We start from the raw sequence: 23428 nt of genomic DNA, 5'->3' as shown, positions 1-23428 counted from the left end.
AAAAATCAGCTGACTGTGCTTACTTGTAGGCAACCGTCTTGCCCGATGCGTCCTTGATGTCGCCCCAGGCTTTTTCGATGATGGTCTTCACAGCGGCAGGCATGGGCACGTAGTCCAGGTCGTCGGCGGTTTTGTCGCCGTTTTTGTAAGCCCACTCAAAGAACTTGAGCGAAGCGGCGGCCTGGGCAGGCTTGTCCTGGACTTTCTGCATCAGGATGAAAGTAGCGCCGGTGATGGGCCACGAATCCTTGCCAGGCTGCTCGGTCAGGATCTGGTAGAAGCTCTTGGACCATTCGGCACCCGCAGCGGCTGCTTTGAAGGCGTTATCTTCCGGTGACACGAAATTGCCGGCCGCGTTCTTCAGCTGGGCAAAGGTCATCTTGTTCTGCTTGACGTAAGCGTATTCCACGTAGCCGATCGAGTTGGGCAGACGACCGACGAATGCCGCCACGCCTTCATTGCCCTTGCCGCCTGCGCCCACTGGCCAGTTCACTGCGGTGCCCTCGCCCACTTTGGACTTCCACTCGGCATTCACCTTGCTCAGGTAGTTGGTAAAGATGAAGCTGGTGCCGGAGCCGTCGGCACGGCGCACCGGTGCGATGGCGGCGTCAGGCAGGGGCAGCGTGGGGTTCAGGGCCTTGATGGCCGGGTCGGTCCACTTGGTGATCTTGCCGAGGTAGATGTCTCCCAGCACCTGGCCGCTCAGCTTGAGCTGACCGGGGGTGATGCCCTTGATATTGACCACGGGAATGACGCCGCCGATCACCGTGGGAAATTGCATCAGGCCTTTTTTGGCCAGTTCTTCATCTTTCAGGGGAGCATCGGAAGCGCCGAAATCAACGGTTTTGGCTTCAATCTGGCGCAAACCGGCGCCGGAACCCACTGACTGGTAGTTGATCTTGACGCTGGTAGCCTTGTTGTAATCAGCGGCCCACTTGGAATACAGGGGGGCGGGGAAGCTGGCGCCGGCGCCTGTCACGTCCTGGGCTGCAGCCAGCGTGGCAAACGACGCGAGGGCAACGCCCATCACAGTGGTCAGGGAAGCTTTGAAAGTCAGGTTCATCAGAACACCTCTTGGGTTGGGATTGGTCGAAGCTGGTTGGGATTGATCGGGAAGATGCGTCGACTGTAGAAATCTTGTGTGACAAGGATGTGACAAATATGACAGCCTCCCGGCGGGCTGCCGCCCCTCTATGGCGTCACAAAACCTTCAAATTACCGTCACGAATCTGTCACGGGGTTCTCCTACCCTTGGCCTCGTCTTAATCAGGATTAATCAGGAGAATCTTTCATGTTGAACCGCCGCTTTCTGGTCCTCGCCACCGCCGTTGCCGCCCTCGCCGGCTGCGCCACCACCTCCACCCCGGTGTCCGTGGCAGACACGATAGCCACCCAATCGCAGCTCAGTACCCTCAATGGCCTGGTAGCCAAAGCCGGGCTGACCGATACACTCAAGGGCACCGGCCCCTACACCGTGTTCGCGCCCACCAACGCGGCTTTCGCCAAAGTGCCAGCCAAAACCATGGACGAGCTCGCCAAAGACCCGGCCAAACTCAAGGCGGTTCTGGCCTACCACCTCATTCCTGGCAAGCTGATGGCCGCCGACGTCAAAAACAGCAACACCAAAACCGTCAACGGCGCCAATGTGGCGCTCTCCAAGGCCGGCGAATTCGTCACCATCGAGGACGCCATGGTCCAGACCGCTGATATCTCTGCAACCAACGGCGTCGTTCACATTGTGGACAGCGTGCTGATTCCGCCCGCCAAGTAAGCCCGCGAGTACTGCAACGGGTCAAGCCGGAAGGTTTGACCCGTTTTTTATTGAATTTATGCAATTTCGTGTTCCATCCCTTATGGAACCGGCGCAAGCAGCTATCGTTTTAATAGCAATCCATGCACGGCGAGTCGCCTCGCAAACGGGGAACATCCATGCCAGCTCAAATGCCCTTAGTCAGTCGCCGCCGGCTGCTGCGTCGCGCCGGCCTGGTCGCCGCAGCAATTGCAAGCCCGGCCTGGGCCCAGCCCGGCAAGGGCGCCTCATCGCGCAGCGTCATCGTGGCCCAGCCGGTTGATTTTTCCCAGGCGCAGCAGGATGTCTCCAAGGATTTCCTGATCGGCTCACGCGCCGCCTGGCAGGACATCAACCTGCGCGGCGGCGTCCGCGGCAGGCCGGTCCAGCATCTGGCGCTGGAAACGGACGGCACTCCCGCAAGTCTGCGCACGGCACTGGACTCGGTCAAGGACAACCCCCTCTGCATGGTGCTTTCCGGCAGTGTCGGCGACCAGGTTGCCAGCCAGATCGTGGCGCTGTCCCGCCAGGGCGGGCTGGGCATCCCCCACGCCGCCCCGTGGCTGCAAAACTCCAGCCTCGAAATCGACGACAAGACCTTTCCCATCTTCGCCGCGCGCCAGGAACAGATTGCCTATGCGCTCAAAAGCCTTTCAACCATGGGCCTCAAGGAGCTGGGTGCGATTTACGCCACAGCACAGGATCACGCTGCCTATCACGCGGATGTCGAGCGCATTGCCCTGGACATGCAACTGAAGCTGCAGCCCTTCAAGGCAACAGACGACCTGCGCGCGCTGGGCCAGAAACTCACGCCCCGTACACCCGCCGTACTGCTCTTTGTGGGCGGAACGCCGGAGCTCGCCGAATTCACCCAGGGCCTGGAAAAGCAGGCTCGCCAGCGCTATGTCGTGGCATTGGCCGACGTGAACCTGCAAACGATGCTGCAGATGGGCGCGGCGCGCAACACGCCGGTCATCGCCACCCAGCCGGTGCCCCTGGTCAATGCCAGCCTTCCGGTGGTCAGAAGCTACCGTGAAACGCTTTCACGCCTCTTCGACGAACCGCCCACACCGCTGAGCCTGGCAGGATTCATTGCAGCACGCTACACCTACGAAGTGCTCAATGACGTCGACGGCCCCCTGAACCGCCAGAGCGTTCTCGCCGCCTTTCAGCGCCGCACAAAGTTCGATGTGGGCGGATTCAGCATCAGCTTCAATCCCCAGCGCAGAAGCGGCACCTACGTCACGCAAAGCATGATGACGATCGACGGCCGGTTGATCGGCTAGGCGGCCCGGACTGCTGATGAGAGTCCCGCGCGATGGCTATGTTGGGAGCTTAAACTCAGGTATGCAAAATGGAACGCTGCTCGCCGCTGTGGACCTCGGGTCCAACAGCTTTCGACTGGAAATCGGCCGCTTTGATGCCGGCCAGATTCACCGCACCGAATACCTCAAGGAAACCGTTCGCCAGGGCAACGGGCTGGACGCCGACCGCAACCTGACCCCGGAAGCCATGCAGCGCGGCTGGGACTGCCTGGCGCGCTTCGGCGAACGGCTGGCCGGCTTCAAAAAGTACCAGGTTCGCGCCGTTGCCACCCAGACCCTGCGTGAAGCGCGCAACCGCGAAGAATTCCTGGCGCGCGCCCACAAGATCCTCGGTTTTGCCATCGACGTCATCCCGGGCCGCGAAGAAGCCCGCCTGATTTACCAGGGCGTCGCCCACCTCCTGCCCCAGTCCGATGAACGCCGGTTGGTGGTGGACATCGGCGGGCGCTCCACCGAAATGATCCTCGGCAAGGGGCTGGACGCGCGCACCATGGAGTCTTATCGCGTCGGCAGCGTGGCATGGTCCATGAAGTATTTCCCCGACGGGCAGTTCACCCCACGCGCTTTCCAGACAGCGGAGGTCGCCGCCAAGGCAGTTCTCGACGAAGCCGTCAATATCTACCGCGCCGATGCGTGGGACACCGCCTATGGGTCTTCCGGCACGATTGGCGCCGTCAGCGACGTACTGACAGCCTCGGGCTGGCCCGCGGGTCTGGTCACGCAAGAAGGCCTCGACTGGCTGCTGGACCGGCTGCTCAAGGCGCAAAGCGCCGATCGCCTCAAGCTCGACGGCATGAAGGACGACCGCCGCGCCGTCATAGGCGGTGGCGTCAGCGTCCTGAGGGCCGTATTCGACCTGCTGGGCATCGCGCAAATGGAAGCCGCACAAGGCGCCCTGCGCCACGGTGTGCTCTATGACCTGGTGGACCGTGAGCAGGATTTGACCGATTTGCGCTCCACCACCGTGCAGCGCCTGGCCAGCAAATTCAATACCGACAACGCACAGGCCCAGCGCGTCAGCAAAGTCGCCAGGCAGTTGTTCGTCATGGCCGGCAAGGGCATGCCCGCTGCGGAATCTGCCCGCTTTCAGCGCAAGCTGGAATGGGCCGCAGAGCTGCACGAGATCGGCAGCCAGATCTCGCACAGCGACTATCACAAGCATGGCGCCTACATCCTGGACAACGCCGACGCGCCGGGTTTTGCCCTGCCCGAACTGCATCGCCTGAGCCTTCTGGTGCTGGGCCACCGCGGCAAGCTGCGCAAGCTTGAAGTCAATTTTGAAGACCGCGTGTTCATCCAGCAACTGCTGTGCCTGCGCCTGGCCGTCATCCTCTGCCACGCCCGGCGCGACCCCGACCTCAAAGGCCTCCAGCTCGAAAGCAGCGCCGAACCCGGAAAGATTTTTGTACTGAACTGCCGCCCCGGCTGGGCGCAGACCTTCCCGCAGTCAGCCCATCTGCTGCAGGAAGAAGTCCTGGCATGGCAAAAGACGCCGTGGACACTGGTTGTTCCCGGCCCCTGAGCACCCTCCTTCTGCCTCGCCGACCAGGCCTTGACGGTTTTTTAATAAACCATATAAACTATATATACGGTTTATTTGACCGCACATCAAAAAGGATCAATCCATGGCTACCAGCAAAAAAACAACTGCGAAACCCGCCGCACCGGCACCTGCCACGCCCAAAGCACCGGTGAAAACCGCCGCCAAGCCTGCCCCGAAAAAGGCGTCCCCCGCCAAGGCCCCGGCCGGCAAAGGCACGGTCAAGAAAGCCATTGTGAAAAAGGCCGGCGCCAAAAAGCCTGCGGCCAAACCGCAGGCCACCGCTAAGCCTGCCAAGCCCGCCAAAACCGCTAAGCCGGAAAAAACCAAAAAGCCGAAGCTGGTGCGCGACAGCTTCACCATCCCCAAAGTCGAATACGTGGTGCTTGACGACCTGAAGCAGCGCGCCGCCAAGCTCACCCGCCCCGCCAAGAAAAGCGAGCTGCTGCGCGCAGGCATCAAGCTGCTGGCCAGCCTGTCCGACGCCGCCTTCCTGACGGCGCTCGAGCAGGTCCCCGCCATCAAGACCGGCCGGCCTGGCCGCAAGCAAGCGAAGCCTGCTTGCGGCCACCGCTCGATGAAAAGGTTAGACCTCAGTGGGCTACACGTGACGACCGGGAATCTGGTTTACGCCTCCGCTGCCGGCGGCCAGCCGATTCGGGCAGCACGACGAAGACTGGATTGAACGACCAAGCGGTGGAACGGGGCGATGACAAGAATATAGAGACGACCCAAGCGGTTGTGGCAATGGACCACGGTTGATAAAGTCAGGTGGCGTTTGCCTTCCGGCAACGGCTGACTGGAGCAGAGGACAGAAAGCCTGAAGTCCAGGTGCTTGTCGTCTTCTCCAAAGACAACTTCGGTCGGGCTTGTGTCGTAGATCTTGAAGATGCCAAGACGGCCTGTTTTGCCCTGCGCTTCAAGTGACGTGAGTTGCCTGGCAGTTTTGAGGCCGACCCTGCCGACGACCGCATCCCGGACCGCCATGAGGGTACCAACCCACGGTGCTTGATGGGAAAAGATGAACCTCGCCAACAGTTCAGGATTGGTCGACGCTCCGGGTGGAAGTTCGATCGAATAGGCATCTGCGAGATTCGTCGATGCGTAGGCTCTGGTAACTGCCGACTCTGGAGGAAGTGATACAGGCATTACGCGGTGCTGTTGGGTTGTCATGTGTTCGAGCCAGTAGTTGGGTTCTGAGGTCTAACGTTGAAGACAACCGGCGCGCAACTCATGCCGCAGAGCGGCCTTCTGTAGTTGCGTGTCCTCGCCGGTTGACCAGTTAGAAAGGTTTCTCATCTTGGCGCTCCTTTAGCAGGTGAAGGCCGAACAGGACCAAGATCCATACGCATGGTAACCACAGCCGTACGATATCCTGCAGTTCGGTAAGGAAAACTGTCTTTCCGTGGCAGTTGTAGGGGACGACGTTGTTCGTAGCAATAACAGGCTTGATGGGTGCGTCGCATAAACCACCGAGCAGAAACCACCATACCGCAACGGTTATGGCGGCCAGAACCCAGAGCGTGACGCGGACAACTTTTCGAAGACTCATTGATATCTAACGTTTGACTTAAGCGGCCTGCCGTGGGGGGTCCGCTTGAAGGAAGGGTCAGGCGCTGCCGTTTTCATGCTGAAATCTTGCCCGAAGGAGGACTATGGCCGGTGGCGCCAGAAGAATGACGAGAAGCACAACAGGCCAGATATTGCCGTCTTTGAATGAATACGCTTCGAGCAGCTCAGACCAGGACTTGTGCTGGACGTAGCGGCCAAAGCTGAACTCGAAGACCAGTGTGAGACACAACCAGGAAGCGCCAACGCAAAGACCTTGCAAGATTGTGATGCCGTGGCTGAGGCGAACAAAGGCGAAAGACACAAGCACCACGAGAAGGGAGAGTAACGCCCCGCTCATGACCAGACCAGTGATCTTTCCAAGAACAGGAATCAGAACGATCTCGCGAAGCGCTCCGTTGGCAACTGCCAGGGCAAGTATGACTAGCCAGGCAACAAGCGGCTTGAGCAACGGCATGGAATTCCTTGCGACGTCTACGGTTTGACATGATGGGTTGGCATCTTTCGTGGGCGAGGTACTGTTAGATCGGCCTCTGACATGAACCCTCACTTTTTCTTCCTCTCCGGGAGTCGCGCGACATACTCTGAGCACCAAAATGCCCAGGCTTTCAGATCCCGCTCTTCAGCAATGGCAGGTGGATCAATACAGACGTAGCCGCCCATCGGTCGGCCAGTGAGATCCATGATTCTGACGCCTGGCATTGCCAGTGTGTCGTGATGGCGTTCCGGCCCAACCCGCGCCATCAAGCTTGAGTTCCTAACGCCAACAAACATCTTGCCATGAACCTGAAACGCAAGGCCGCCGAACATCCTGCGCTCTGTAATGCCAGGCTACCCCTCAAGTACTTCGCGAACACGCTGAGCCAGGACAGGGTCGAAGGCCATGATTGAAACGCCTAACGTTTGAGATGAGAGGCGTGATCCGGCTTGCCGGGGCACGTCCCCTCGATGGAAGGGTTAGGCGTCATTGCGTTGCAGTGACAACCCATAGAACTTGGTGTCAACAGCCATGACGGGAAAGCTCTCTGGCAGAGCTTCTTTGACCATCTCGTGGAAGCCATTCTTCTCGTAGAACCTGTGGGCGGCAAGGAACTTGGCTGTTGTGCCCAGGAAGACCTCTCGTACACCTTGAGCACGACACCAGTTGAGCAGCGTTTGAAGCAGCTCCCTGGCGACGCCATGCTCCGGCCCGCGATGCGAGCTGGCCACGAACATCTTGCGCAGAGCTGCCTGACGGCTTCCGATGTCTAGCAGAGCAAGTGTGCCGACAACGACTCCCGCCTCCAGGGCGACCCAGAAGTTGCCGATGCCATGCTGATAGAAGCCGGCAATGTCCTGCAGGTCTGGTTGTGCTTCCAGTGTGATCGGGATTTCGAACTCGGACTGTTGAATCGGCAGGATCACAGACACGACACCATCGGCGTGTGCCGGAGAGAAGGGGACGATTTGAATCATTGGTTCTATTCTGGCGGCGAAGTTTGAGCTGAACGACGGGCGGCGGCGTGGTAGGGAAACTTTAGACAAGCATAGTTCCGTCTTTCGCGGTACCCGGCGGTTCGATAAGTATGAAGTGAGCCTCCTCAGTGGCTACTGGGCGATGCTCGACGCCTCGTGGAACGACGAACATTTCTCCCGGGCCGAGGTGAACACTGCGATTGCGCATTTCGATTGTGATGCTGCCCTTGAGTACCAAGAAGAAATCGTCTGTGTCTTCATGCTTGTGCCAAGCGTACGAGCCCATGGCTTTGGCAACCATGACTTCGTTGCCATTGAAGTGCGCAACCGTTTCGGGTTGCCATGGTTCAGAAACACTTGATAGCACTGCCGAAAGGTTGACAGAGTTCATTGCGTTGCACTCTTTCTATGTGAGGTGGAATATGACGCCTAACGCTCGAGGTAAGCGGGGCCGCTAGGCGTCCACTTGACTGCGATGTTAGACAGGCAGCCGAGAAACGGATCAAAGTAGAAACTCATAAAACAAATAGTGCTATGCCGATAAAAACAGCGGCTACGACAATCATTAAAGCCATCAGCGACCAGCGCGGACTGGGGTGACTCAAGATAGCTGAGTCCACAAAAGAAATAACCTCTCTTCTAATTTCGCCGAGGCTGAACCATACCGCGACTCCGGCAGCCAGCAGAAGCCCCCCAAAAAATAGCATGAAAGCTACATAAGCGTAGAAGAATAAGGGCGACTGGTCTTGATGAATGATCGTAATTTGGTATCTGCTAATGTAAAAAAACCCCCGCATGAGTGCGCCACCACCCAGGAACAAGAACCCGGAACCGAGAAGCAACAAGATAGCCGAGGCAATAGCGATCTTTATAGTGTTCTGCATTGCAAACTGCGGCGGTCTAACGTTGGAGGCAACCGAACCGCAACCCTTGCGGCGAAGCCGCAGCCCGCAGTTGCGGTTCCGAGTTGGCCGACTGGTTAGGGAGACGGATGGTCATCAACGCAAACCTCTCTTGGCTTAGGGCCGCCTACGTGCTGCGAAATACATCCAGCAGGCTCAGACGGCAAGACTTCGGGCTCGGAGGCAGGGCATTCTCCGCCAATAGCGCTTTGCAACTCCCCTCCAGCGTATTTGCATTCGAGCTTCGAATCGAACAGCTTAACGACTCGGCCACGGTGCACCAGAAGACGTGACATCTCCCAGCCACCTGGGGAGTCCACCCACAATGTCTGGCATCCACTGAAGCCGGCAGGCATGCTGGAAATTCTCGGGTGCACTTTCATCAGCTTGCCATGAATGCCTAGTTCACCAGAATCTGCTGGTGGGACCTGGATGGCACACGAGGCATCGCCTCGGTGGTCGAAGTTGGATGCGCAACTCGTGGCAAGTATCGCAAGCATCAACGACGCAAAGCCTCGGACGTAAAGCGATGGTGGCATTGGCTCCCTAACGTCGGAGTTGACCGGCACGCAGTGGCATTGCTCCGCGAGACGTATGCTCCCGCGCACGGCTCGCGGCGCAATGCCGCTGCGTGTCCGCGTCGAACGACCTGTTAAACCGCATACGCGCAATCATCGCTCAAGCAGCCACGACAGCACAGGGGCAAGGAGCATGACGGCGCCGACCAGCGCCCACCCGAACAACTCTCGCCGGCGCAGCCGGTACCCGCGTTTCTCCAAGTACGCGTGAAACGGCCCAACAAGGCTCCAACCCAGCGCCGTCCGCTTTGGCCCGGAGCTTGTTCGCATAAACCAGAACAGCAGCGCCCACACGCCGAAGCCAGCGCAGACAAGGAGAACGTAGACGGCGTAACCGGGCATGGCTTTGCGGTCTAACGTAATGTATGCCGCAAAACCTGCCGTATAACCTGGCGCTTGCAATCTAATCTGGACATCAAAAACTCCTGTAAGCCGCTTTCACGCTGGATTTCAGGGCAACACGCTATTAATTAATACAGTTATAAAAATTCCGTGAAACCCCGCAATCCTCCGCTGCAGTCTGCCCGCTTGCTGGACCAGGTTCGGGAGCGGGTTCGGTATTTGCACTATAGCCTTGGCACCGAGAAAACTTGCCTGTATTGGGTCTGTTTTTTTGTCCGCTGGCATGGCCGCAACGGCGCCACGACGCGCCCGCACGACATGGGAGCACGCGAGGTAGAAACCACCATCGCAGCCCATGTCGGTCCCGCGCAGATCAGAGAACCTCAGGCGACTGCACAGTGACCACAACAGTCTGGTTAAGGCCGTCGCGGTCCCGGCTGCGAAGCCACCAGAGTGCACCCTTCTTGACCGGGCATTCGCTTTCCTGCAAGCTGAGCAGCTGCGCGATGGCCTGCCCCAGGTTGGGCTGGTGGCCCACCACCAGAATCGGCGACCTGGCCGACGGCCATTGCACCAGCTCCAGCAGCTGCTCCACCGTGGCGTCGGGCGCCAGCTCACTGCGGATTTTGTATTTGCGTCCCAACGCCAGCGCGGTCTGCTCGCAGCGCCGTGCCGGACTCACAAAAATGCGCGCGCCTTCGGGCAACTGGCGATCAAGCCAGTTGGCCATGCGGGCCGCCTGCTTTTCGCCCCTTGACGTCAGCGAGCGCTCAAGATCGCTGGCGCCCTGCGGGTCACCCTCGGGCCAGTCTTCTGCCTCTGCATGACGCCACAGGATGAGGTCCATGTCATTTTTCCTGGTGATGGGGGGCCGAATAGCGCGCCATCAAGGCAGCCTGCGCACCGTGGCGCGGGGCATCACCCTGCAGGTTCACGCGCAGGTAGGTGCCGTCAGGCTGCAGATCCCAGGCGTCGCGCCCGTCATGCAGGTAGGCCACCAGGCATTCGTCGATGATGCGCTGGCGCAGCACGGGGTCGGTCACAGGCCAGGCCAGCTCCACCCGGCGCAGCATGTTGCGGTTCATCCAGTCGGCACTGGAAAGCAACAAAGTTTCTTCTTCAGCACAGCGGAAATAAAACACCCGTGAATGCTCGAGGAAACGGCCGATGATGGAGCGCACGCGGATGTTGTCCGTCACACCGGGCACCTGCGCCGGCAGCATGCAGGCGCCGCGCACAATCAGGTCGATCTTCACGCCACGCTGCCCTGCCCTCACCAGCGCCTGCATCAGGTCTTCGTCGGTCAGCGCGTTCATCTTGGCCACGATGCGTGTGTCTTTGCCTTGCAGGGCGGCCTCTCCCAGCGAATCGATTTTCTCGATCAGCTTGCGGTGCAGCTGGAACGGCGCCAGCAGCAAATGGTGCAGCTTGGGCAGGCGGCTCTGGCTGGCCAGGTGCACGAACACGTTGTCGATGTCGGCCGTCGTCAAGGGGTCGGCCGTCAGATAGCTCAGGTCGGTGTACAAGCGCGCCGTGCGCGGGTTGTAGTTGCCGGTGGAAAGATGGGCATAACGCACCAGGTGTTTGCCTTCGCGCCGCGTCACCAGCAGCATCTTGGCGTGGGTTTTGAGGCCCACCACGCCATACACCACCTGCGCGCCTATCGACTCCAGCATTTCCGCCCAGTTGATGTTGGCTTCCTCATCGAAGCGCGCCTTGAGCTCCACCACCACCGTCACTTCCTTGCCGCGGCGCACGGCTTCGCGCAGCAGCACCATCAGCTCCGAGTCGGTACCGGTGCGGTAAATGGTCTGTTTGATCGCCAGTACCTGCGGGTCGTTAACCGCTTCGCGCAGGAAGGCGAGCACGCCGTCAAAACTTTCAAAAGGCTGGTGAATGGAAACGTCACCCTCCTTGAGCCGCTCAAAGAACGACTGGCCGGGCTGCAACTGGGTGGGGTAACACGCGCTGTACCCGGGGAAGAGCAGTTTGGGGTCATTGACCAGGTCCACCAGCTGCGTCAGCCGCACCAGATTGACGGGGCCGTGCACACGGTACAGGGACTGTGTCGGCAGGTTGAATTGCCTGAGCAGGAAGCTGGCCAGGTATTCCGAACAGCCTGCGGAAACCTCCAGCCGAACAGCCTGCCCGTAATGGCGTTGCTCCAGGCCCTGGCGCAAGGCGGTGCGCAGGTTTTTCACGTCGTCTTCATCCACGGCCAGGTCAGAATGCCGGGTGACGCGGAACTGCGAAAACTGCCCCACTTCGCGGCCGGCAAACAACTCGGCCAGGTGGGCCCGAATCACACTGGAAAGCGACACGAACAGCCGGCTCTTGTCCTTGCCGTGCGAGGGCATATGAATCAGCCGCGGCAACACGCGCGGCACCTTGACGATGGCAATGTCGTTGTCCCGCCCGAAAGCGTCGTGCCCGCCCAGCCGCACAATGAAGTTGAGCGACTTGTTGGCCACCTGGGGGAACGGGTGCGAAGGGTCCAGCCCGACTGGAATCAGCAACGGCCGCACTTCCCTTTCGAAATATTCTTTCACCCAGCGCCGCTGGGCCGCATTGCGCTCACCGTGCGAGACGATGCGTATGCCCTGCCGCTCAAAGGCCGGCAACAGCTCGTCGTTGTAAAGCGAATACTGGCGCGCCACCATGTCGTGGGCTGCCGCTGAAAGTGCCGCGAAAGACTGCACCGAATACAGTGCTTTTTGTTCATTGGCCTGCGCCGCCGTCAGGTGGGGCGCGGTGCGAACCTCGAAAAACTCGTCCAGGTTGGACGAAACAATGCACAGAAACCGCAGCCGTTCCAGCAGCGGCACGTCGGGCCGCTTCGCCCAGTCCAGCACCCGCTCATTGAAGGCAAGAATGCTGTGGTCGCGGTCCAGGAACTGGACCGGCGGTGCGGCGGCAGCCACCGAGGCGGGTGAAGTGGGCATCAACAAGGCATTTACGTGTCATTGGTAACAAGTCACAGTGTTGACGTGTTTCATGACAAAGGCGTGACAGTACTTTTGACTGATGGTGCGCCCGCCTGAAGGGGTACGCAAGCACTGCCCCTGTTATTGCCGGGGTTGGCCTGAGCGCTGTTCTTCCCGGCAGTTACGAGGAAAGACTCGAAAAGCTGCGCCGCATGGGCCCAGCTGAAGTCCAGCGCGCGCGAACGGGCCTCATGGCGGGGCACAGCCAAAGCGCTGTAACAAGCCTGTTGCAAATCCTCATGCATGACACCACCGTGACAGCTTCCATCGGGTTTTCCAAGCACTTCCAGCGGGCCATCGACCGGGTAGGCTGCCACCGGCGTGCCGACTGCCATGGCTTCGAGCATCACCAGGCCAAAAGTTTCCGACCGGCTGGGAAAGGCAAACACATCGGCGGCGGCATAGACCTTGGCCAGCTCATCCCGGGGCAGAACGCCCATCCAGCGGACCTGCGGATAACGCTCCTTGAGTGTCGCCTCCAGGGGCCCTACCCCGCAGACCACCTTGGTCCCCGGAATGTCCAGCTTGAGGAAAGCCTCGATGTTTTTCTCATACGACACCCGGCCCACAAACAGCGACACCGGCCGCACCACCGTCCCCATGGGCGGGTACAGCCGCGCTTGCGGCTCAAAGCCGAAAAGCTCCGTGTCCACGCCGTGCGTCCAGCTGCGCAGGTTCTGAAAGCCCCGCTGCTCCAGCATGCGCAACACGCCGTGGGTAGGCACCATCACACCCGACGAGGGCCTGTGGAAATGGCGGAACAGCGCATAACCCCAGGACAGCGGAATCTTCAATGCCGCATGAAGGATCTCGGGGAACTTGGTGTGAAACGCGGTGGTGAACTTCAGGCCGCGCTTGAGGCAATAGCTGCGCGCAGCCCAGCCCAGCGGGCCTTCGGTGGCAATGTGGATGGCCTCGGGCGCAAAGGCATCGAGCTTTTCGGTCAGGCCGCGTTTGGGGCGCACCGCCAGGTCAATGCCGGCATAACCCGGGCAAGGCCGCGTCTTGAAAAGGCCCGGCTGGATCACTTCCACCTGGTGCCCCAGCTCCTGAAGCTCCCGCACCAGCTCCACCAGGGTGGTGACAACACCATTGACCTGCGGTTGCCAGGCGTCCGTAACAAGAGCGACCCTCATGCAGTCACCGTGGAAGCTATGTGGCCGCGGCCCTGCGTCTCGTGCGCAGGCGCCCAGTGCACCAGCTCCAGCGTGCCGTCGAAGTTCTCGACCAGCGCGGTGCGGCTTTCCACCCAGTCACCGTCGTTGCAGTACAGCACGCCGTTGATGTCACGCATCTCGGCGCGATGGATGTGCCCGCAGACCACGCCCTGGTGGCCGCGGCGGCGGGCTTCATTGGCCACGGCCTCTTCAAAGTCGGTGACGTAATTGAGCGCGCTTTTGACTTTTTGCTTCAGGTAAGCCGACAGCGACCAGTAAGGCAGGCCCAAACGGGCGCGCAGGCTGTTGAGGTGGCGGTTGAGTTTGAGTGTGAATTCATAGAGGTTGTCGCCCACGTACGCCAGCCACTTGGCGCACTGCACCACCGCGTCGAAGTAATCGCCGTGGATGATCCACAGCTGCCGGCCGTCGGCGGTGGTATGCACGGCTTCATCGATCACCTCGATACCGCCGAACTGGTTGCCAATAAATTCACGCGCAAACTCATCATGGTTGCCCGGTACATAAACCACGCGGCAGCCTTTGCGGGCGCGGCGCAGCAGTTTTTGCACCACGTCATTGTGCGACTGCGGCCAGTACCAGCGCCGGCGCAGCTGCCAGCCGTCGACGATGTCGCCCACGAGGTACAGGTTGTCGCTCGGGTGGGCCTTCAAAAAATCCAGCAGCGCGACCGCCTGGCAGCCGGGCGTGCCCAGGTGGATGTCGGAAATAAAGATGGTGCGGTAGCGCTTGCGCAGCGAGTCGTCGTCATCATGGTCGTCGCTGTTCCCGCTGAAGCCGTTGCCCAGCGCGCCCATGGCGTCAAACATGCTGCGCATCAGGCCTCCGAAGGGCTGCCCGACACAGGCTTGCCGGAAAAATGCTTGAGGTAGCGCGGTGGCAGGTCGGCGATGCGCATCATCATGGGCAGGTCGGCCGAGTTGAAGTCCGGGTCCCAGGCCGGTGCGCCCAGCACTTTCGCGCCCAGGCGCAGGTAGCCCTTGATCAGTGCGGGCGGCTCCACGTCCAGCGTGTCGTCCAGTTTTTCCACCGGCAGCGCCAGGCGCGGCGTCACGCGGTATTCAATGGGCGCCAGATGCGTTTGGCGCACCTGGCGCCAGATGCTGGCGGCCGCGTGCCCACTCGACACGCCGTTGTGCTGCATCGGAATGCTGGCGCAGCCGATCATCGTGTCCAGCTGGTTGCGCGCCATGAATTCAGCCAGCGCACCCCACAGCGCCAGGATGACGCCGCCGTGGCGGTGGTCGGCATGCACGCAGCTGCGGCCCAGCTCGACCATGCGCTCGCGCAGGGAGCGCAGGCGAGTGAGGTCGAACTCGGTGTCGCTGTAGGTACTGCCCACGCGCTTTGCCTGGGTGGGCGTCAGCACGCGATAGGTACCTATGACTTCCTGGCTGTCGGCATCACGCACCAGCAGGTGTTCGCAATAGTCGTCAAACAGGTCGACGTCGTGGCCGGGCAGCACCTTGGAAAGATTGGCACCCATCTCGAGCGCAAAAACCTGGTACCTCAGGCGCTGCGCCTGCCGGACCTCGTCCTGGTGCCGGGCCCAGCTGACCGTGATTTTCCCCACGGCAGGCCTTTGAACAACGGCGGGAATGACAGCATGACCGCTTTGATGAAGTGACCCCCGTGGCATTGCGACTGGCGACAATGCAAAGGTGGGATTGGGCAGTTCTTTCATGGCTAACTCCTTGTTTCCTGGTGTCTCAACAACTTCGGCAACTCATCAACTCGGCAATTCAGCAACTTCAAATCGCGCTGTAAAAAAGCCCCAAAAAAGGGGCTTTGACTCTCAATCACCGGCGGTCAGCGAAACCACCTTGTCACGTCGCCCCAAACCGGCGGCCAGCATCGGCCGCGCGTTCGAAAGACCCTCAAGCCAGGGCCGGGTGCCCGCCTTGAAGCGCAAGCCGCCCGGGCTGTTGGCCAAGGCTTGCGCGGTGCAGCGCAGGATGCGCAGGCACTGCTTGTTGAAGTCCTGGATGCCGCTGCTCAGGGTGCGGCTGGGGCCCTGCGCCTGTCCGTCATTCATCGGGTGCTCCGTCATGCTGGTCATGGCGTGATTCTGGGAGCCGGGGGTGACGCGTTCGTGTCAGTTCAATGGCAGTTGTGTGACACCGGAAGAAATTCGCGCCGTGTGGCGGGCACGCGTCGGCCGCCTGCGCAGCGCGTTTAAGAGCCCAACGCGTACCTGGTTGCCAACAGCACTTCGAGCCTCTTTGTTATGGCTTCGCATTCGTCCGCCTCCAGACGGCTGAACTGGGCCGCCCAGGCTTTGGATGAAGCAAATTTTGGAAACTGCGGAGGTTCGCCCCATTGCCAATCGGGGTGACTCGCTTTTGGGCTTCTCCCAAAAATGTGGAGATGCATTTTCCGGTGAAGTTGAGGGGTTTTCGGTCCGGGTGGATGCGCCAGTTCGTTGAGCGCGTTGTTACCTGCCTCCCAGTAGTTCAGGCACCCTCCGGCGAGTTGGGGCAGTGTTTCCAGCATGGCTCTTGCGGTGGCTGCGACCAGGCAGCCCCATAGCGCCAGTTCATTGGGCGTCAATTCACTTCTTTCCCACACCGGCCGGGGCGGATTGACCAGCAAATGTCCGCCATCGCTTCGATGGTTCATCGGGCTGACGGGTAACGCGACCGTGCCCCCGGCGTAATTGATGAGTGTGTGGTGAATGTCCAAGTGAAAATCTCCAAAAGAAACGAGAGAATGAAGAGAGTGGCATCGGATTCGCGCTCAGTCGCTGCGCTGCCTCAGGCAGGCCATGGCGGTGGCCGAAAGAAGAAGTGCAGCAACGCCGTAAATCCATGCGGAGGGCACGATGGGCAACAACAGGCCGGCCAGCACCGGGCCTGCGCCGGCGCCCATGTCGCGCCAGACCGAGCGTGTGGCGAGGGCCTGTATGCGTCCGGACCCCGGCGTGCGCAGTGCGACCAGCGGCGGCAGCAGCGGCAACAGCAAGGCACGCAAAACCACGATGGCAAGTGCGCAAGTCCACAGCCAGCCGAAGCCAAAGCCCACCAGGGCAACAGAAGTGAGCACGGAGAAAGTCACCAGGAGAACTTCGACGCCATGCTTTTCTGCCATGTGTCCGCCGGCAGAACTCAAGACAATTTCCGCCAGGTAACGGACCGACAGCAGAAGCCCGGCCACGATGACCGGGTTGCCGGGCAACAGGTCACGGCCCAGATAAGACAGGCCGATGATGAAGAGGCCGTCCAGCACCAGGCCTTCCGTGAAGGAAAAGATGTCCAGCCCGCCCGGAAGCCTGATTCCTGTTTTTCGTGGTGCCGGCTCGGCATGTGCGGCGGTTGGCAGCTGCCGTGCGACCAGCAAGGCACTCAACGCAACAGCCGCGAACAGGAAAAAAATAACTTTGGGGCCAAACCAAAGCGCACACACGCCGCCCAAAGGAAGGGCAAGCATGGGCCCCAGTGCTGTGAATGCGCGGGACCGCCCTGCCCGACGCGCAGCGCCCGCCGGTTCGGCGGTGGCCAACGCCTGGGTGGCCAGGTTCAGGGCTGCGAAGGCCAGGCCCCACAAGAGCCGCAAGAACAACAGGGCGACGAACCCGGTCAGCATCGCGTAACCCAGCGCGCACACCGCGGCCGCCAGCGCCGCCAGTGAGCAGGTGAGCCGTTCACCGTTGTGGGCGTAAAACCTTGCCACTGCTCCATAGCCCGCAATGCGCACCAGGCGGTTGGCGGCCAGAAGAATGCCCGCTTCGGGCAAGGTGACGCCAAACGCAGGAGCGAACATCGGCAGGAGCAGGTAGAGCACCGTGTCCCCCGGAAGTGAGAGCCCGAGCACCATGGCGGCATGGCGCGAGTTGCGGTCAGAAGTAGAAGCCGTGATCTGTTGCATGGCTTGTATGGTGCGCAGGGCCGCCTCTCCCGACAAACGATATTAGTGCGCGGCACGTGTGAGAAAATTGCACGCATGTTGCCTCGCCTGCCTCCGTTGAACGCGGTCCGCGCTTTTGCGGCGGCGGCGCGCCATCAGAGTTTCAGCCGGGCTGCCCTGGAATTGCATGTGACGCACGGCGCCATCAGCCGCCAGATCAAGGCGCTGGAAACCTATCTTGGCGTGGACCTGTTCGAGCGAAAAACCCGGCAAGTTCTTCTAACGGCGGCCGGCCATCAGTTCCATACGCAGGTGGGCCCCGCACTCGGGCAGATTGGCGCAGCCGCCGAATCACTCAGGGGTGGAACGCCATTGCGCGCCGTCAAGATCAACGTCCGGCCCACGTTCGCGGTGCGCTGGCTGATTCCAAGGTTGTCAGCGTTCGTGGCGAAGCACCCGGACATCGAACCGCAGGTGATGACCAGCACCTTGCCGCCGGACAAAGCGGTGGATGAATTCGATCTGGCCATCCGGCGGAGCACCAAGGGGTGGCCGCCGGCGATGCAGATTCATCCATTTCTGGAAGACGAAGTTCTTGTTGTTGGGTCGCCCGCATTGTTTGTCAGCCGCCCCGTCACCGGCCCGCACTCTTTGGCGTCCCATGTCCTGCTGTTATCCAAATCGCGCAACCACGATTGGGAGAACTGGAAAAAGCAGGTGAACGCACCGGAGTTGAATCCCGCCAGTTGCCTGCAATTTGACCATTTGCACTTTGTGCTTCAGGCCGCCGTCGACGGGCTGGGTTTTGCCTTGGCACCGGTATCGCAAATTACCCATGACATGGCGGCGGGGCGGTTGATGAGCCCCTTGCCGGAATTGCGGATGGCGCTGGGTCGCCACTATTTTGGCCTTGCACCCAATGCCACGCCGGAGACACAGCAATTTGCGCAGTGGCTGATGGATGAACTGAACGCCACGCCTTCGGCGGAAGATTGAGACCGGCAACGAAGCGCCGCGCCGCGTAGGAGATCACCGACCTTTTTTCGGGAATGTCGCGCGCGAAGCGCCCTGCCCCGGTGCAGTATTTTCAAGCTCTCGCCATCACAGCGATCACGGCGAAGAAAACCCGGCCAAGGAGAACCGACATGCCCAGAGGCGACAAATCTGCCTACAGCGACAAGCAAAAGCGCAAGGCTGAACACATTGAAGAAGGCTACGAAGACCGCGGTGTCGGCAAGGAAGAAGCCGAGCGCCGCGCCTGGGCCACCGTCAACAAGGAAGCCGGCGGCGGCAAAAAGTCGGGCTCGGGCCGCGGCAAGGCGGAAAACCATGCACCGTCCCGCAAAGGCGGGCGCCTTGGCGGCGCAGCCGCAGCCTCCCGCACTGCGCAAGAGCGGTCAGCTTCTGCCAAAAAGGCTGCCGCCACCCGCAAGCGGAATGCGGCCGGGAAATAGCCGTAGCGAGACTGGCCTGCGTGTAGCGGGGGCATCCAATCGCTATGCTTTTAATAGCTGCTTGCGCCCGTCCCTATTGGCTTACGAGTCGAAATAACCATCAAAAACAAGCCATCCAGGCACTGAAAAGGCGCTTGAGGAGTGAAAAAGCGCCGCAACGCCCTGAAAATCAGTGTTCTGGCCTGTTTTCAGGCATGAAATAGCCATCGAATCCAACAGGGACGGGCGCAAGCAGCTACTAAAAAGATAGCAACTCAACAACTATCCCGCCGCCAACGGCCGCTTTTCAACGCGGGGCTGGAGGCGGCTCCCGCCTGCGGCTGCCAATCCAACGCGCACCGGCATCCAGACCACGGCAAACCCCGGTGGCGACCAAACCGGTGACGGCGAGCATCGCGGCGGTATGAACGCCTACCGCCGCGAGGGCGAGCGCCAGCGGTCCTGACCCTGCCAGCTCCGCAGCCCGCGCCTCCCCTGCGCACAACGGGATCAGGGCCGGCACCAGCATCAAGCCGGCGCCGTGCGCGGTGGACATCATGAAAGACCAGAGCGCCAGCCCGGCGTGCCCCGCTGGTGCGCGCGCCGCCCTGGGTGCGCGGCCCGACAGGTGAACCACGGCGAAGGCGGCCAGCAGGCCGCCTGCCAGGACCTGCAGGGTGAAGCGATCCAGCGCCAGGCCCCCTGCCACCGCGCCGGCCACCAGCGCGATCGATGCGGTGTGCCCGGCCGCAATCGGCAGCAGCGCCCGCAGCGCCTGCGACCGGTTGCGTGCACGCACGCCCCAGGCAGCGGCGAGCGCCCAGCCGGTGGCGGGGTTCAGCCCATGAAGGGCGCCGACCCCTGCCACCACAAGCCACGGCCAAACGCTTGACATGATGTGCGCACCGGTCGCGGACTACTCAAGCCTTGGCGCTGCAGCACGAATCGGCTTCGGGCGCGGGCGTGAAGGCGGACGCGGTTTCGTAGCGGTCATGGTGACGCACCCAGTCCATCTTGTAAAACCCGTCATGCTCATCCCGGCCCTTGGGCGTGAGGTCCAGCATGTTGTAGGTGCCCATCATCACCTCCACACCGCGCCCGTAGGTCGAATAGGTGTGGAAGACTTCGCCTGCGTCATCCTTGTAGAACAGGCTGATGCCGGGCGCTTCTTCGGCCGGGAATTCGGTCATGCCGTAGTTGTAGTTGACGGTGCCGTTGACCCTTTCCTCGGGCTTGAAGCTCACGTGGAAGTCGTAGTTGAAGTCGCTGCTGTTTGAAGAGGCCCATTTGAAGTTCCAGCCCATGCGTCGGCGAAAACGTTCGATCTCGGGCAGCGTCGCGCGCGAGACGGCCACGAAACTCACGTCGCGGTGCTCCAGGTGAATCTTCATGCCTTCGGTGTGGTCGGCCATGTAAGAGCAGCTCGGGCAGCCCTGCTCCCAGCCCGGTCCGAACATGAAGTGCTGCACCATCAGCTGGCGGCGCCCTTCGAACAGGTCGGCAAGCGAGCGTTTGCCTTCGGGCGTGTCGAAGACGTAGTTTTTTTCGACGCGGACCCACGGGAGCGCACGGCGCTCGCCGGCTATCCGGTCGCGCAGGCGTGTCAGTTCTTTCTCCTGCGCCAGCAGTGTCTTGCGCTCGGCCAGCCATTTGTCTCTGGACACGACGGAGTGCTTCATGGGGGATGTTTCGGTCACGGTGGTATTCATGGTGTTCTCCTGGGTTAAACAAATGAGTGATTAAGTGGGTGATTCAGTGGATAAGCGGCAGGCGGTCTGGGATCAGGCAACGGCCAGTTGTTCACGGCGCATCGCCGCCTGTGCGGCAGGCCGGGCCGCGATGCGTGCCTGGAACGCCAGCAGGTTCGGGAAGGCCGACAGGTCCAGCTTGACGAGTTCCGCCCAGCGCGTAACCACAAACAGGTAAGCATCGGTCACTGTGAAACGGTCGCCCAGCAGGAATGGTGTACGGCCCAGCGCGACTTCCAGCAGGCGGTAGTGTTTGTGCAGATGGGCCATGCGTGCGCTGCGAACCTCATCGCTGCAAGCCGGGTTGAACAGCGGCATGTAGCCTTGGTGCAGCTCTGAATTGATGTACCCCAGCATCTCCTGCAGGCGATAGCGCGCCATGCTGCCGCTGGCAGGCGCCAGCTGCGCCTCAGGCTTCAGGTCGGCAAGGTATTGCACAACGGCGGGGCCTTCCGTCAGCAGGGTGCCGTCGTCCAGCTGGAGAACAGGCACCAGGCATTTGGGGTTGATGGCGAGAAAGTCTTCGCCTTGCTCGGTGCGCTTGGCGACCACGTCGACCTTCACGAGTTCAATGGCAAGGCCCAGCTCATTGGCCACGATGTGCGGCGACAACGAACAGGCGGACGGGCTGTAGTAAAGCTTCATGGTTTTCTCCTTGGCTCGGGGGCCGTTTGCTTGGGTTTACGTTGCGTGGATCAATGCGCTGCCCGACCCGTGCTGGTAACAGGTGCGCTCGTTATCGGTCCAATGACCGAATGGGGTTGTCAGCGCAGGGAGGCCTGCGCTGTGTTCTATGCGGCTTTTTCTGCTTTAGGCCGCCGGACGGCGCGAACTTTTCCGCTCTTGCCGCCGCCCGCATAAAAGAGGTCCGCGCCGTCAGACTCCAGCCCGCTGACGCCGGTGCCTTTCGGCATTTCCAGCCGCTCGATCACGGCGCCGCTTTTCGGGTCAATGCGGCGGATCTCGCTGTCGTCGCCCTCCCAGGTGCCGTGCCAGAGCTCGCCGTCCACCCACGTCACACCGGTGACGAAGCGGTTGGATTCAATCGTGCGCTGGATGGCGCCTGTCTTCGGGTCAACCTGGTGGATCTTGCGGTCACGGTACTGCCCCACCCACAGGCTGCCTTCGGCCCAAGTCAGGCCCGAGTCGCTGCCGCTGCCGGGCGCCGGTATGGTGGCCACCACCTTGCCCGTGGCCGGGTCGATCTTGTCGATACGCGTCTCGGCGATCTGGTAGAGGTGTTTGCCGTCGAAAGCAGTGCCGGCGTCGCCAGCGCATTCCAGCGTGCGCGTTTGCTCACCACTGGCTGGGTCGAAGGCGATGATGCGGGCGCCCGTGGCGGCCCAGACGCGCTGGCCGTCGTGGGTGACGCCAGCGACGTCATCGACGCCGGGGAAGCTGTACTCGCGCACGATCTCGGCGGGGCGCGCCTTGGGTTCGGGTTTTGCGGTAAGGGTCTTGCGGGTCATCGTTGCTCCTTGTGTTGCACCATTCGTGATGCGATGGAGTCAACTCTATCCAATCGGCAGCGAAGCAGGGAGTAACAAGATCGTCGTGAATCCCGCCAGCGGCGGCGCCAGCCAGCGCTGCGCCCGTGCCCGCCCGATGGAGCGCACCCGCCCGCCGGCTTCCAGATCGGCCAGCGCCCGCTGCACGGTGCGCTGGCTCGCCCCAAGCGCCAGCGCCAGGGCAGATGTGGACCAAGCCGCACCGTCGGAGAGCAGCGCCACCAGCGAGGCCTGCTCGCCATCAATGGGCGGTGCCAGCACAGCCACATCGCGCCCGGCCAGCGGCTTCAGGATAAAGCCCCGCTCAGTGGCTTCGATGCTTGCGAGTGTTTTGACCAGCGCTCGCAGGCGGCCAATTTCGACCCGCAGGCGCGCCCTGTGCGTCTCGTCGGGGCGCCTGGTGCGAAAGGCGGATTCGATCAGCGCTTCGCGGGTCACATCGCCAGGCCATGCCTCAGCGAGTGAACGTGCCAGCGAGAACAACACCGGCCGCCGCGCCAGCGGCCGCCACTGGTCTCCGGCGCCCAGCCCGCGGCGGCAGGCATCGACCACCAGCGCGTCCGAGGCCAGGAGCGCCGAGACCTCGTCGAGGCGCAGCGCCTGCTCGCCCCCGGCGGTGAGGCGCCGGGCGGCGGGCCTGTCAAGTGCAGTGCGCGCTTCAGTGACTTCGGCCATCAGCGCGGGAACCTGCGCCCGCTCTGCCGCCGCGTGCGCGCGCGCCAGCGCCATGCGCGCCTCACCGACGCGGAGTGACCGCAAGGCGAGCTCGGCTGCGGTGAGTTCAGCCACGGCGCGCAGCGAAGGCGGCAGGCCGCGCGCATCCAGCTTCGTCAGCGCCGCTGCAGCCTCATCAAGCCGGCCTAGCAGCAACAGCCGCCGTGCCGTGATGAGCCACGCCTGCAGCGCGTTGGCCGTATCGGCGTGCGCCTCCAGCGTGGCTGCCGCAGCCGCAAGTGCGCGTGGTGAGCCGGCGAAGTCGCGCATGGCCATCGCCACCTCGGCTTCTGCCACAACGCAGCGTGCACGCGCCAGTTCTTCATGGGCACCGAAACCGCGGGCCGCGCGGCGAAGGAGTTCGCGGGCACGCGGGTGCTCGCCCAACTGGGCCATGGCGATGCCGCGCAGAGCCAGAGCCGGCGGGTCGTCGCGCAGGGCGACGTGCTTGAGCGCGCCCAGCGCATCGCCGGCGGCCAGCGCGCGTGCGGAAGCGGCAATCAGAGAATCCATGGCAAGA

At 61.6% G+C, this 23428-nt stretch carries 27 protein-coding genes; 7 read left to right on the top strand and 20 right to left on the bottom strand.

The window, feature by feature from the left end:
* Nucleotides 1-19 precede the first annotated feature (19 nt).
* Nucleotides 20-1063, bottom strand: a complete 1044-nt coding sequence (pstS, locus tag AC1D1J_RS00270; RefSeq protein WP_477648851.1) for a phosphate ABC transporter substrate-binding protein PstS — start codon at nucleotides 1061-1063, stop codon at nucleotides 20-22.
* Between the two features lie 228 nt (nucleotides 1064-1291).
* Here pstS and AC1D1J_RS00265 point away from each other — a divergent pair, with 228 nt between their 5' ends.
* From AC1D1J_RS00265 to AC1D1J_RS00250, 4 genes are all read left to right on the top strand, one after another.
* The gene (locus AC1D1J_RS00265; protein WP_477693559.1) at nucleotides 1292-1771 is read left to right on the top strand and encodes a fasciclin domain-containing protein; all 480 of its coding nucleotides are present in this window, start codon (nucleotides 1292-1294) and stop codon (nucleotides 1769-1771) included.
* A gap of 170 nt (nucleotides 1772-1941) precedes the next feature.
* Nucleotides 1942-3075 carry an ABC transporter substrate-binding protein gene (locus AC1D1J_RS00260; protein WP_477693558.1) on the top strand — a complete coding sequence of 378 codons (1134 nt, stop codon included), beginning with the start codon at nucleotides 1942-1944 and terminating at the stop codon, nucleotides 3073-3075.
* A gap of 61 nt (nucleotides 3076-3136) precedes the next feature.
* Complete coding sequence (gene ppx / locus AC1D1J_RS00255; protein ID WP_477693557.1) at nucleotides 3137-4636, top strand: exopolyphosphatase; 1500 nt, start codon at nucleotides 3137-3139, stop codon at nucleotides 4634-4636.
* A 103-nt stretch (nucleotides 4637-4739) separates the two neighbouring features.
* Nucleotides 4740-5339: a hypothetical protein gene (locus AC1D1J_RS00250; RefSeq protein ID WP_477693556.1), complete on the top strand. Its 600-nt coding sequence runs from the start codon at nucleotides 4740-4742 to the stop codon at nucleotides 5337-5339.
* Here AC1D1J_RS00250 and AC1D1J_RS00245 read toward each other — a convergent pair.
* The 6 genes from AC1D1J_RS00245 to AC1D1J_RS00220 form a co-directional block, all read right to left on the bottom strand.
* On the bottom strand, nucleotides 5282-5827 hold the full coding sequence (locus AC1D1J_RS00245) for a DUF2867 domain-containing protein (RefSeq protein WP_477686537.1): 546 nt from the start codon (nucleotides 5825-5827) through the stop codon (nucleotides 5282-5284). The two genes, AC1D1J_RS00250 and AC1D1J_RS00245, sit on opposite strands and share 58 nt — an antisense overlap.
* Before the next feature lie 436 nt (nucleotides 5828-6263).
* A complete protein-coding gene (locus AC1D1J_RS00240; RefSeq protein ID WP_477686538.1) occupies nucleotides 6264-6680 on the bottom strand; it encodes a hypothetical protein in 417 nt (138 codons plus the stop codon).
* Nucleotides 6681-6769: 89 nt separating this feature from the next.
* The gene (locus AC1D1J_RS00235) at nucleotides 6770-6997 is read right to left on the bottom strand and encodes a hypothetical protein (RefSeq protein WP_477694449.1); all 228 of its coding nucleotides are present in this window, start codon (nucleotides 6995-6997) and stop codon (nucleotides 6770-6772) included.
* Nucleotides 6998-7180: 183 nt separating this feature from the next.
* The gene (locus AC1D1J_RS00230; RefSeq protein ID WP_477686540.1) at nucleotides 7181-7678 is read right to left on the bottom strand and encodes a GNAT family N-acetyltransferase; all 498 of its coding nucleotides are present in this window, start codon (nucleotides 7676-7678) and stop codon (nucleotides 7181-7183) included.
* 61 nt (nucleotides 7679-7739) lie between these two features.
* Nucleotides 7740-8069, bottom strand: a complete 330-nt coding sequence (locus AC1D1J_RS00225; protein ID WP_477686541.1) for a cupin domain-containing protein — start codon at nucleotides 8067-8069, stop codon at nucleotides 7740-7742.
* A gap of 124 nt (nucleotides 8070-8193) precedes the next feature.
* Nucleotides 8194-8562: a hypothetical protein gene (locus AC1D1J_RS00220; protein ID WP_477686542.1), complete on the bottom strand. Its 369-nt coding sequence runs from the start codon at nucleotides 8560-8562 to the stop codon at nucleotides 8194-8196.
* 1088 nt (nucleotides 8563-9650) lie between these two features.
* On the opposite strand from AC1D1J_RS00220, the gene AC1D1J_RS00215 reads away from it, so the two are divergent.
* Complete coding sequence (locus AC1D1J_RS00215) at nucleotides 9651-9902, top strand: phage integrase N-terminal SAM-like domain-containing protein (RefSeq protein ID WP_477693555.1); 252 nt, start codon at nucleotides 9651-9653, stop codon at nucleotides 9900-9902.
* On the opposite strand, the gene AC1D1J_RS00210 is transcribed toward AC1D1J_RS00215, so the two are convergent.
* The 8 genes from AC1D1J_RS00210 to AC1D1J_RS00175 all read right to left on the bottom strand — a co-directional run bounded on the left by AC1D1J_RS00210 (nucleotide 9874) and on the right by AC1D1J_RS00175 (nucleotide 17526).
* Nucleotides 9874-10347 carry a SixA phosphatase family protein gene (locus AC1D1J_RS00210; protein WP_477667218.1) on the bottom strand — a complete coding sequence of 158 codons (474 nt, stop codon included), beginning with the start codon at nucleotides 10345-10347 and terminating at the stop codon, nucleotides 9874-9876. The two genes, AC1D1J_RS00215 and AC1D1J_RS00210, sit on opposite strands and share 29 nt — an antisense overlap.
* 1 nt (nucleotide 10348) lies before the next feature.
* Nucleotides 10349-12442: a polyphosphate kinase 1 gene (gene ppk1 / locus AC1D1J_RS00205; RefSeq protein WP_477686545.1), complete on the bottom strand. Its 2094-nt coding sequence runs from the start codon at nucleotides 12440-12442 to the stop codon at nucleotides 10349-10351.
* Nucleotides 12443-12492: 50 nt separating this feature from the next.
* A complete protein-coding gene (locus tag AC1D1J_RS00200) occupies nucleotides 12493-13620 on the bottom strand; it encodes a glycosyltransferase family 4 protein (protein WP_477686546.1) in 1128 nt (375 codons plus the stop codon).
* A complete protein-coding gene (locus tag AC1D1J_RS00195; RefSeq protein ID WP_477693554.1) occupies nucleotides 13617-14480 on the bottom strand; it encodes a UDP-2,3-diacylglucosamine diphosphatase in 864 nt (287 codons plus the stop codon). Before AC1D1J_RS00195 ends, AC1D1J_RS00200 begins: the two co-directional genes overlap by 4 nt.
* Nucleotides 14480-15346, bottom strand: coding sequence for a GNAT family N-acetyltransferase (locus tag AC1D1J_RS00190; RefSeq protein ID WP_477667214.1), 867 nt, complete (start codon nucleotides 15344-15346; stop codon nucleotides 14480-14482). The genes AC1D1J_RS00195 and AC1D1J_RS00190 overlap by 1 nt, the downstream gene beginning before the upstream one ends.
* A 111-nt stretch (nucleotides 15347-15457) precedes the next feature.
* Nucleotides 15458-15721 (bottom strand): hypothetical protein, encoded by a 264-nt coding sequence (locus AC1D1J_RS00185; RefSeq protein WP_477667213.1) that lies wholly within the window; start codon nucleotides 15719-15721, stop codon nucleotides 15458-15460.
* A gap of 116 nt (nucleotides 15722-15837) precedes the next feature.
* Nucleotides 15838-16344 carry a hypothetical protein gene (locus AC1D1J_RS00180; protein ID WP_477693553.1) on the bottom strand — a complete coding sequence of 169 codons (507 nt, stop codon included), beginning with the start codon at nucleotides 16342-16344 and terminating at the stop codon, nucleotides 15838-15840.
* Nucleotides 16345-16398: 54 nt separating this feature from the next.
* Nucleotides 16399-17526, bottom strand: coding sequence for an MFS transporter (locus AC1D1J_RS00175; protein ID WP_477693552.1), 1128 nt, complete (start codon nucleotides 17524-17526; stop codon nucleotides 16399-16401).
* A gap of 75 nt (nucleotides 17527-17601) precedes the next feature.
* Here AC1D1J_RS00175 and AC1D1J_RS00170 point away from each other — a divergent pair, with 75 nt between their 5' ends.
* Together AC1D1J_RS00170 and AC1D1J_RS00165 are read left to right on the top strand one after the other, a co-directional pair.
* On the top strand, nucleotides 17602-18501 hold the full coding sequence (locus tag AC1D1J_RS00170; protein ID WP_477694448.1) for a LysR substrate-binding domain-containing protein: 900 nt from the start codon (nucleotides 17602-17604) through the stop codon (nucleotides 18499-18501).
* A 149-nt stretch (nucleotides 18502-18650) separates the two neighbouring features.
* Nucleotides 18651-18959 carry a plasmid stabilization protein gene (locus tag AC1D1J_RS00165; protein WP_477693551.1) on the top strand — a complete coding sequence of 103 codons (309 nt, stop codon included), beginning with the start codon at nucleotides 18651-18653 and terminating at the stop codon, nucleotides 18957-18959.
* Between the two features lie 286 nt (nucleotides 18960-19245).
* Here AC1D1J_RS00165 and AC1D1J_RS00160 read toward each other — a convergent pair whose 3' ends face one another.
* The 5 genes from AC1D1J_RS00160 to AC1D1J_RS00140 all read right to left on the bottom strand — a co-directional run bounded on the left by AC1D1J_RS00160 (nucleotide 19246) and on the right by AC1D1J_RS00140 (nucleotide 23421).
* The gene (locus AC1D1J_RS00160; protein ID WP_477693550.1) at nucleotides 19246-19833 is read right to left on the bottom strand and encodes a hypothetical protein; all 588 of its coding nucleotides are present in this window, start codon (nucleotides 19831-19833) and stop codon (nucleotides 19246-19248) included.
* 25 nt (nucleotides 19834-19858) lie between these two features.
* Nucleotides 19859-20647 carry a DUF899 domain-containing protein gene (locus AC1D1J_RS00155; protein WP_477693549.1) on the bottom strand — a complete coding sequence of 263 codons (789 nt, stop codon included), beginning with the start codon at nucleotides 20645-20647 and terminating at the stop codon, nucleotides 19859-19861.
* A 72-nt stretch (nucleotides 20648-20719) separates the two neighbouring features.
* The gene (gene gstA / locus AC1D1J_RS00150; protein ID WP_477693548.1) at nucleotides 20720-21331 is read right to left on the bottom strand and encodes a glutathione transferase GstA; all 612 of its coding nucleotides are present in this window, start codon (nucleotides 21329-21331) and stop codon (nucleotides 20720-20722) included.
* Between the two features lie 146 nt (nucleotides 21332-21477).
* Entirely contained in the window at nucleotides 21478-22155 is a 678-nt protein-coding gene (locus AC1D1J_RS00145; RefSeq protein ID WP_477693547.1) for a Vgb family protein, read from the bottom strand.
* Between the two features lie 45 nt (nucleotides 22156-22200).
* Nucleotides 22201-23421, bottom strand: coding sequence for a helix-turn-helix domain-containing protein (locus AC1D1J_RS00140; protein WP_477693546.1), 1221 nt, complete (start codon nucleotides 23419-23421; stop codon nucleotides 22201-22203).
* Nucleotides 23422-23428 lie beyond the last annotated feature (7 nt).

This window comes from Polaromonas sp. P1_F8, assembly GCF_056405635.1.
Note: the sequence above shows the minus strand (reverse complement) of the source record. Positions and strands in the feature narration are given on the sequence as shown.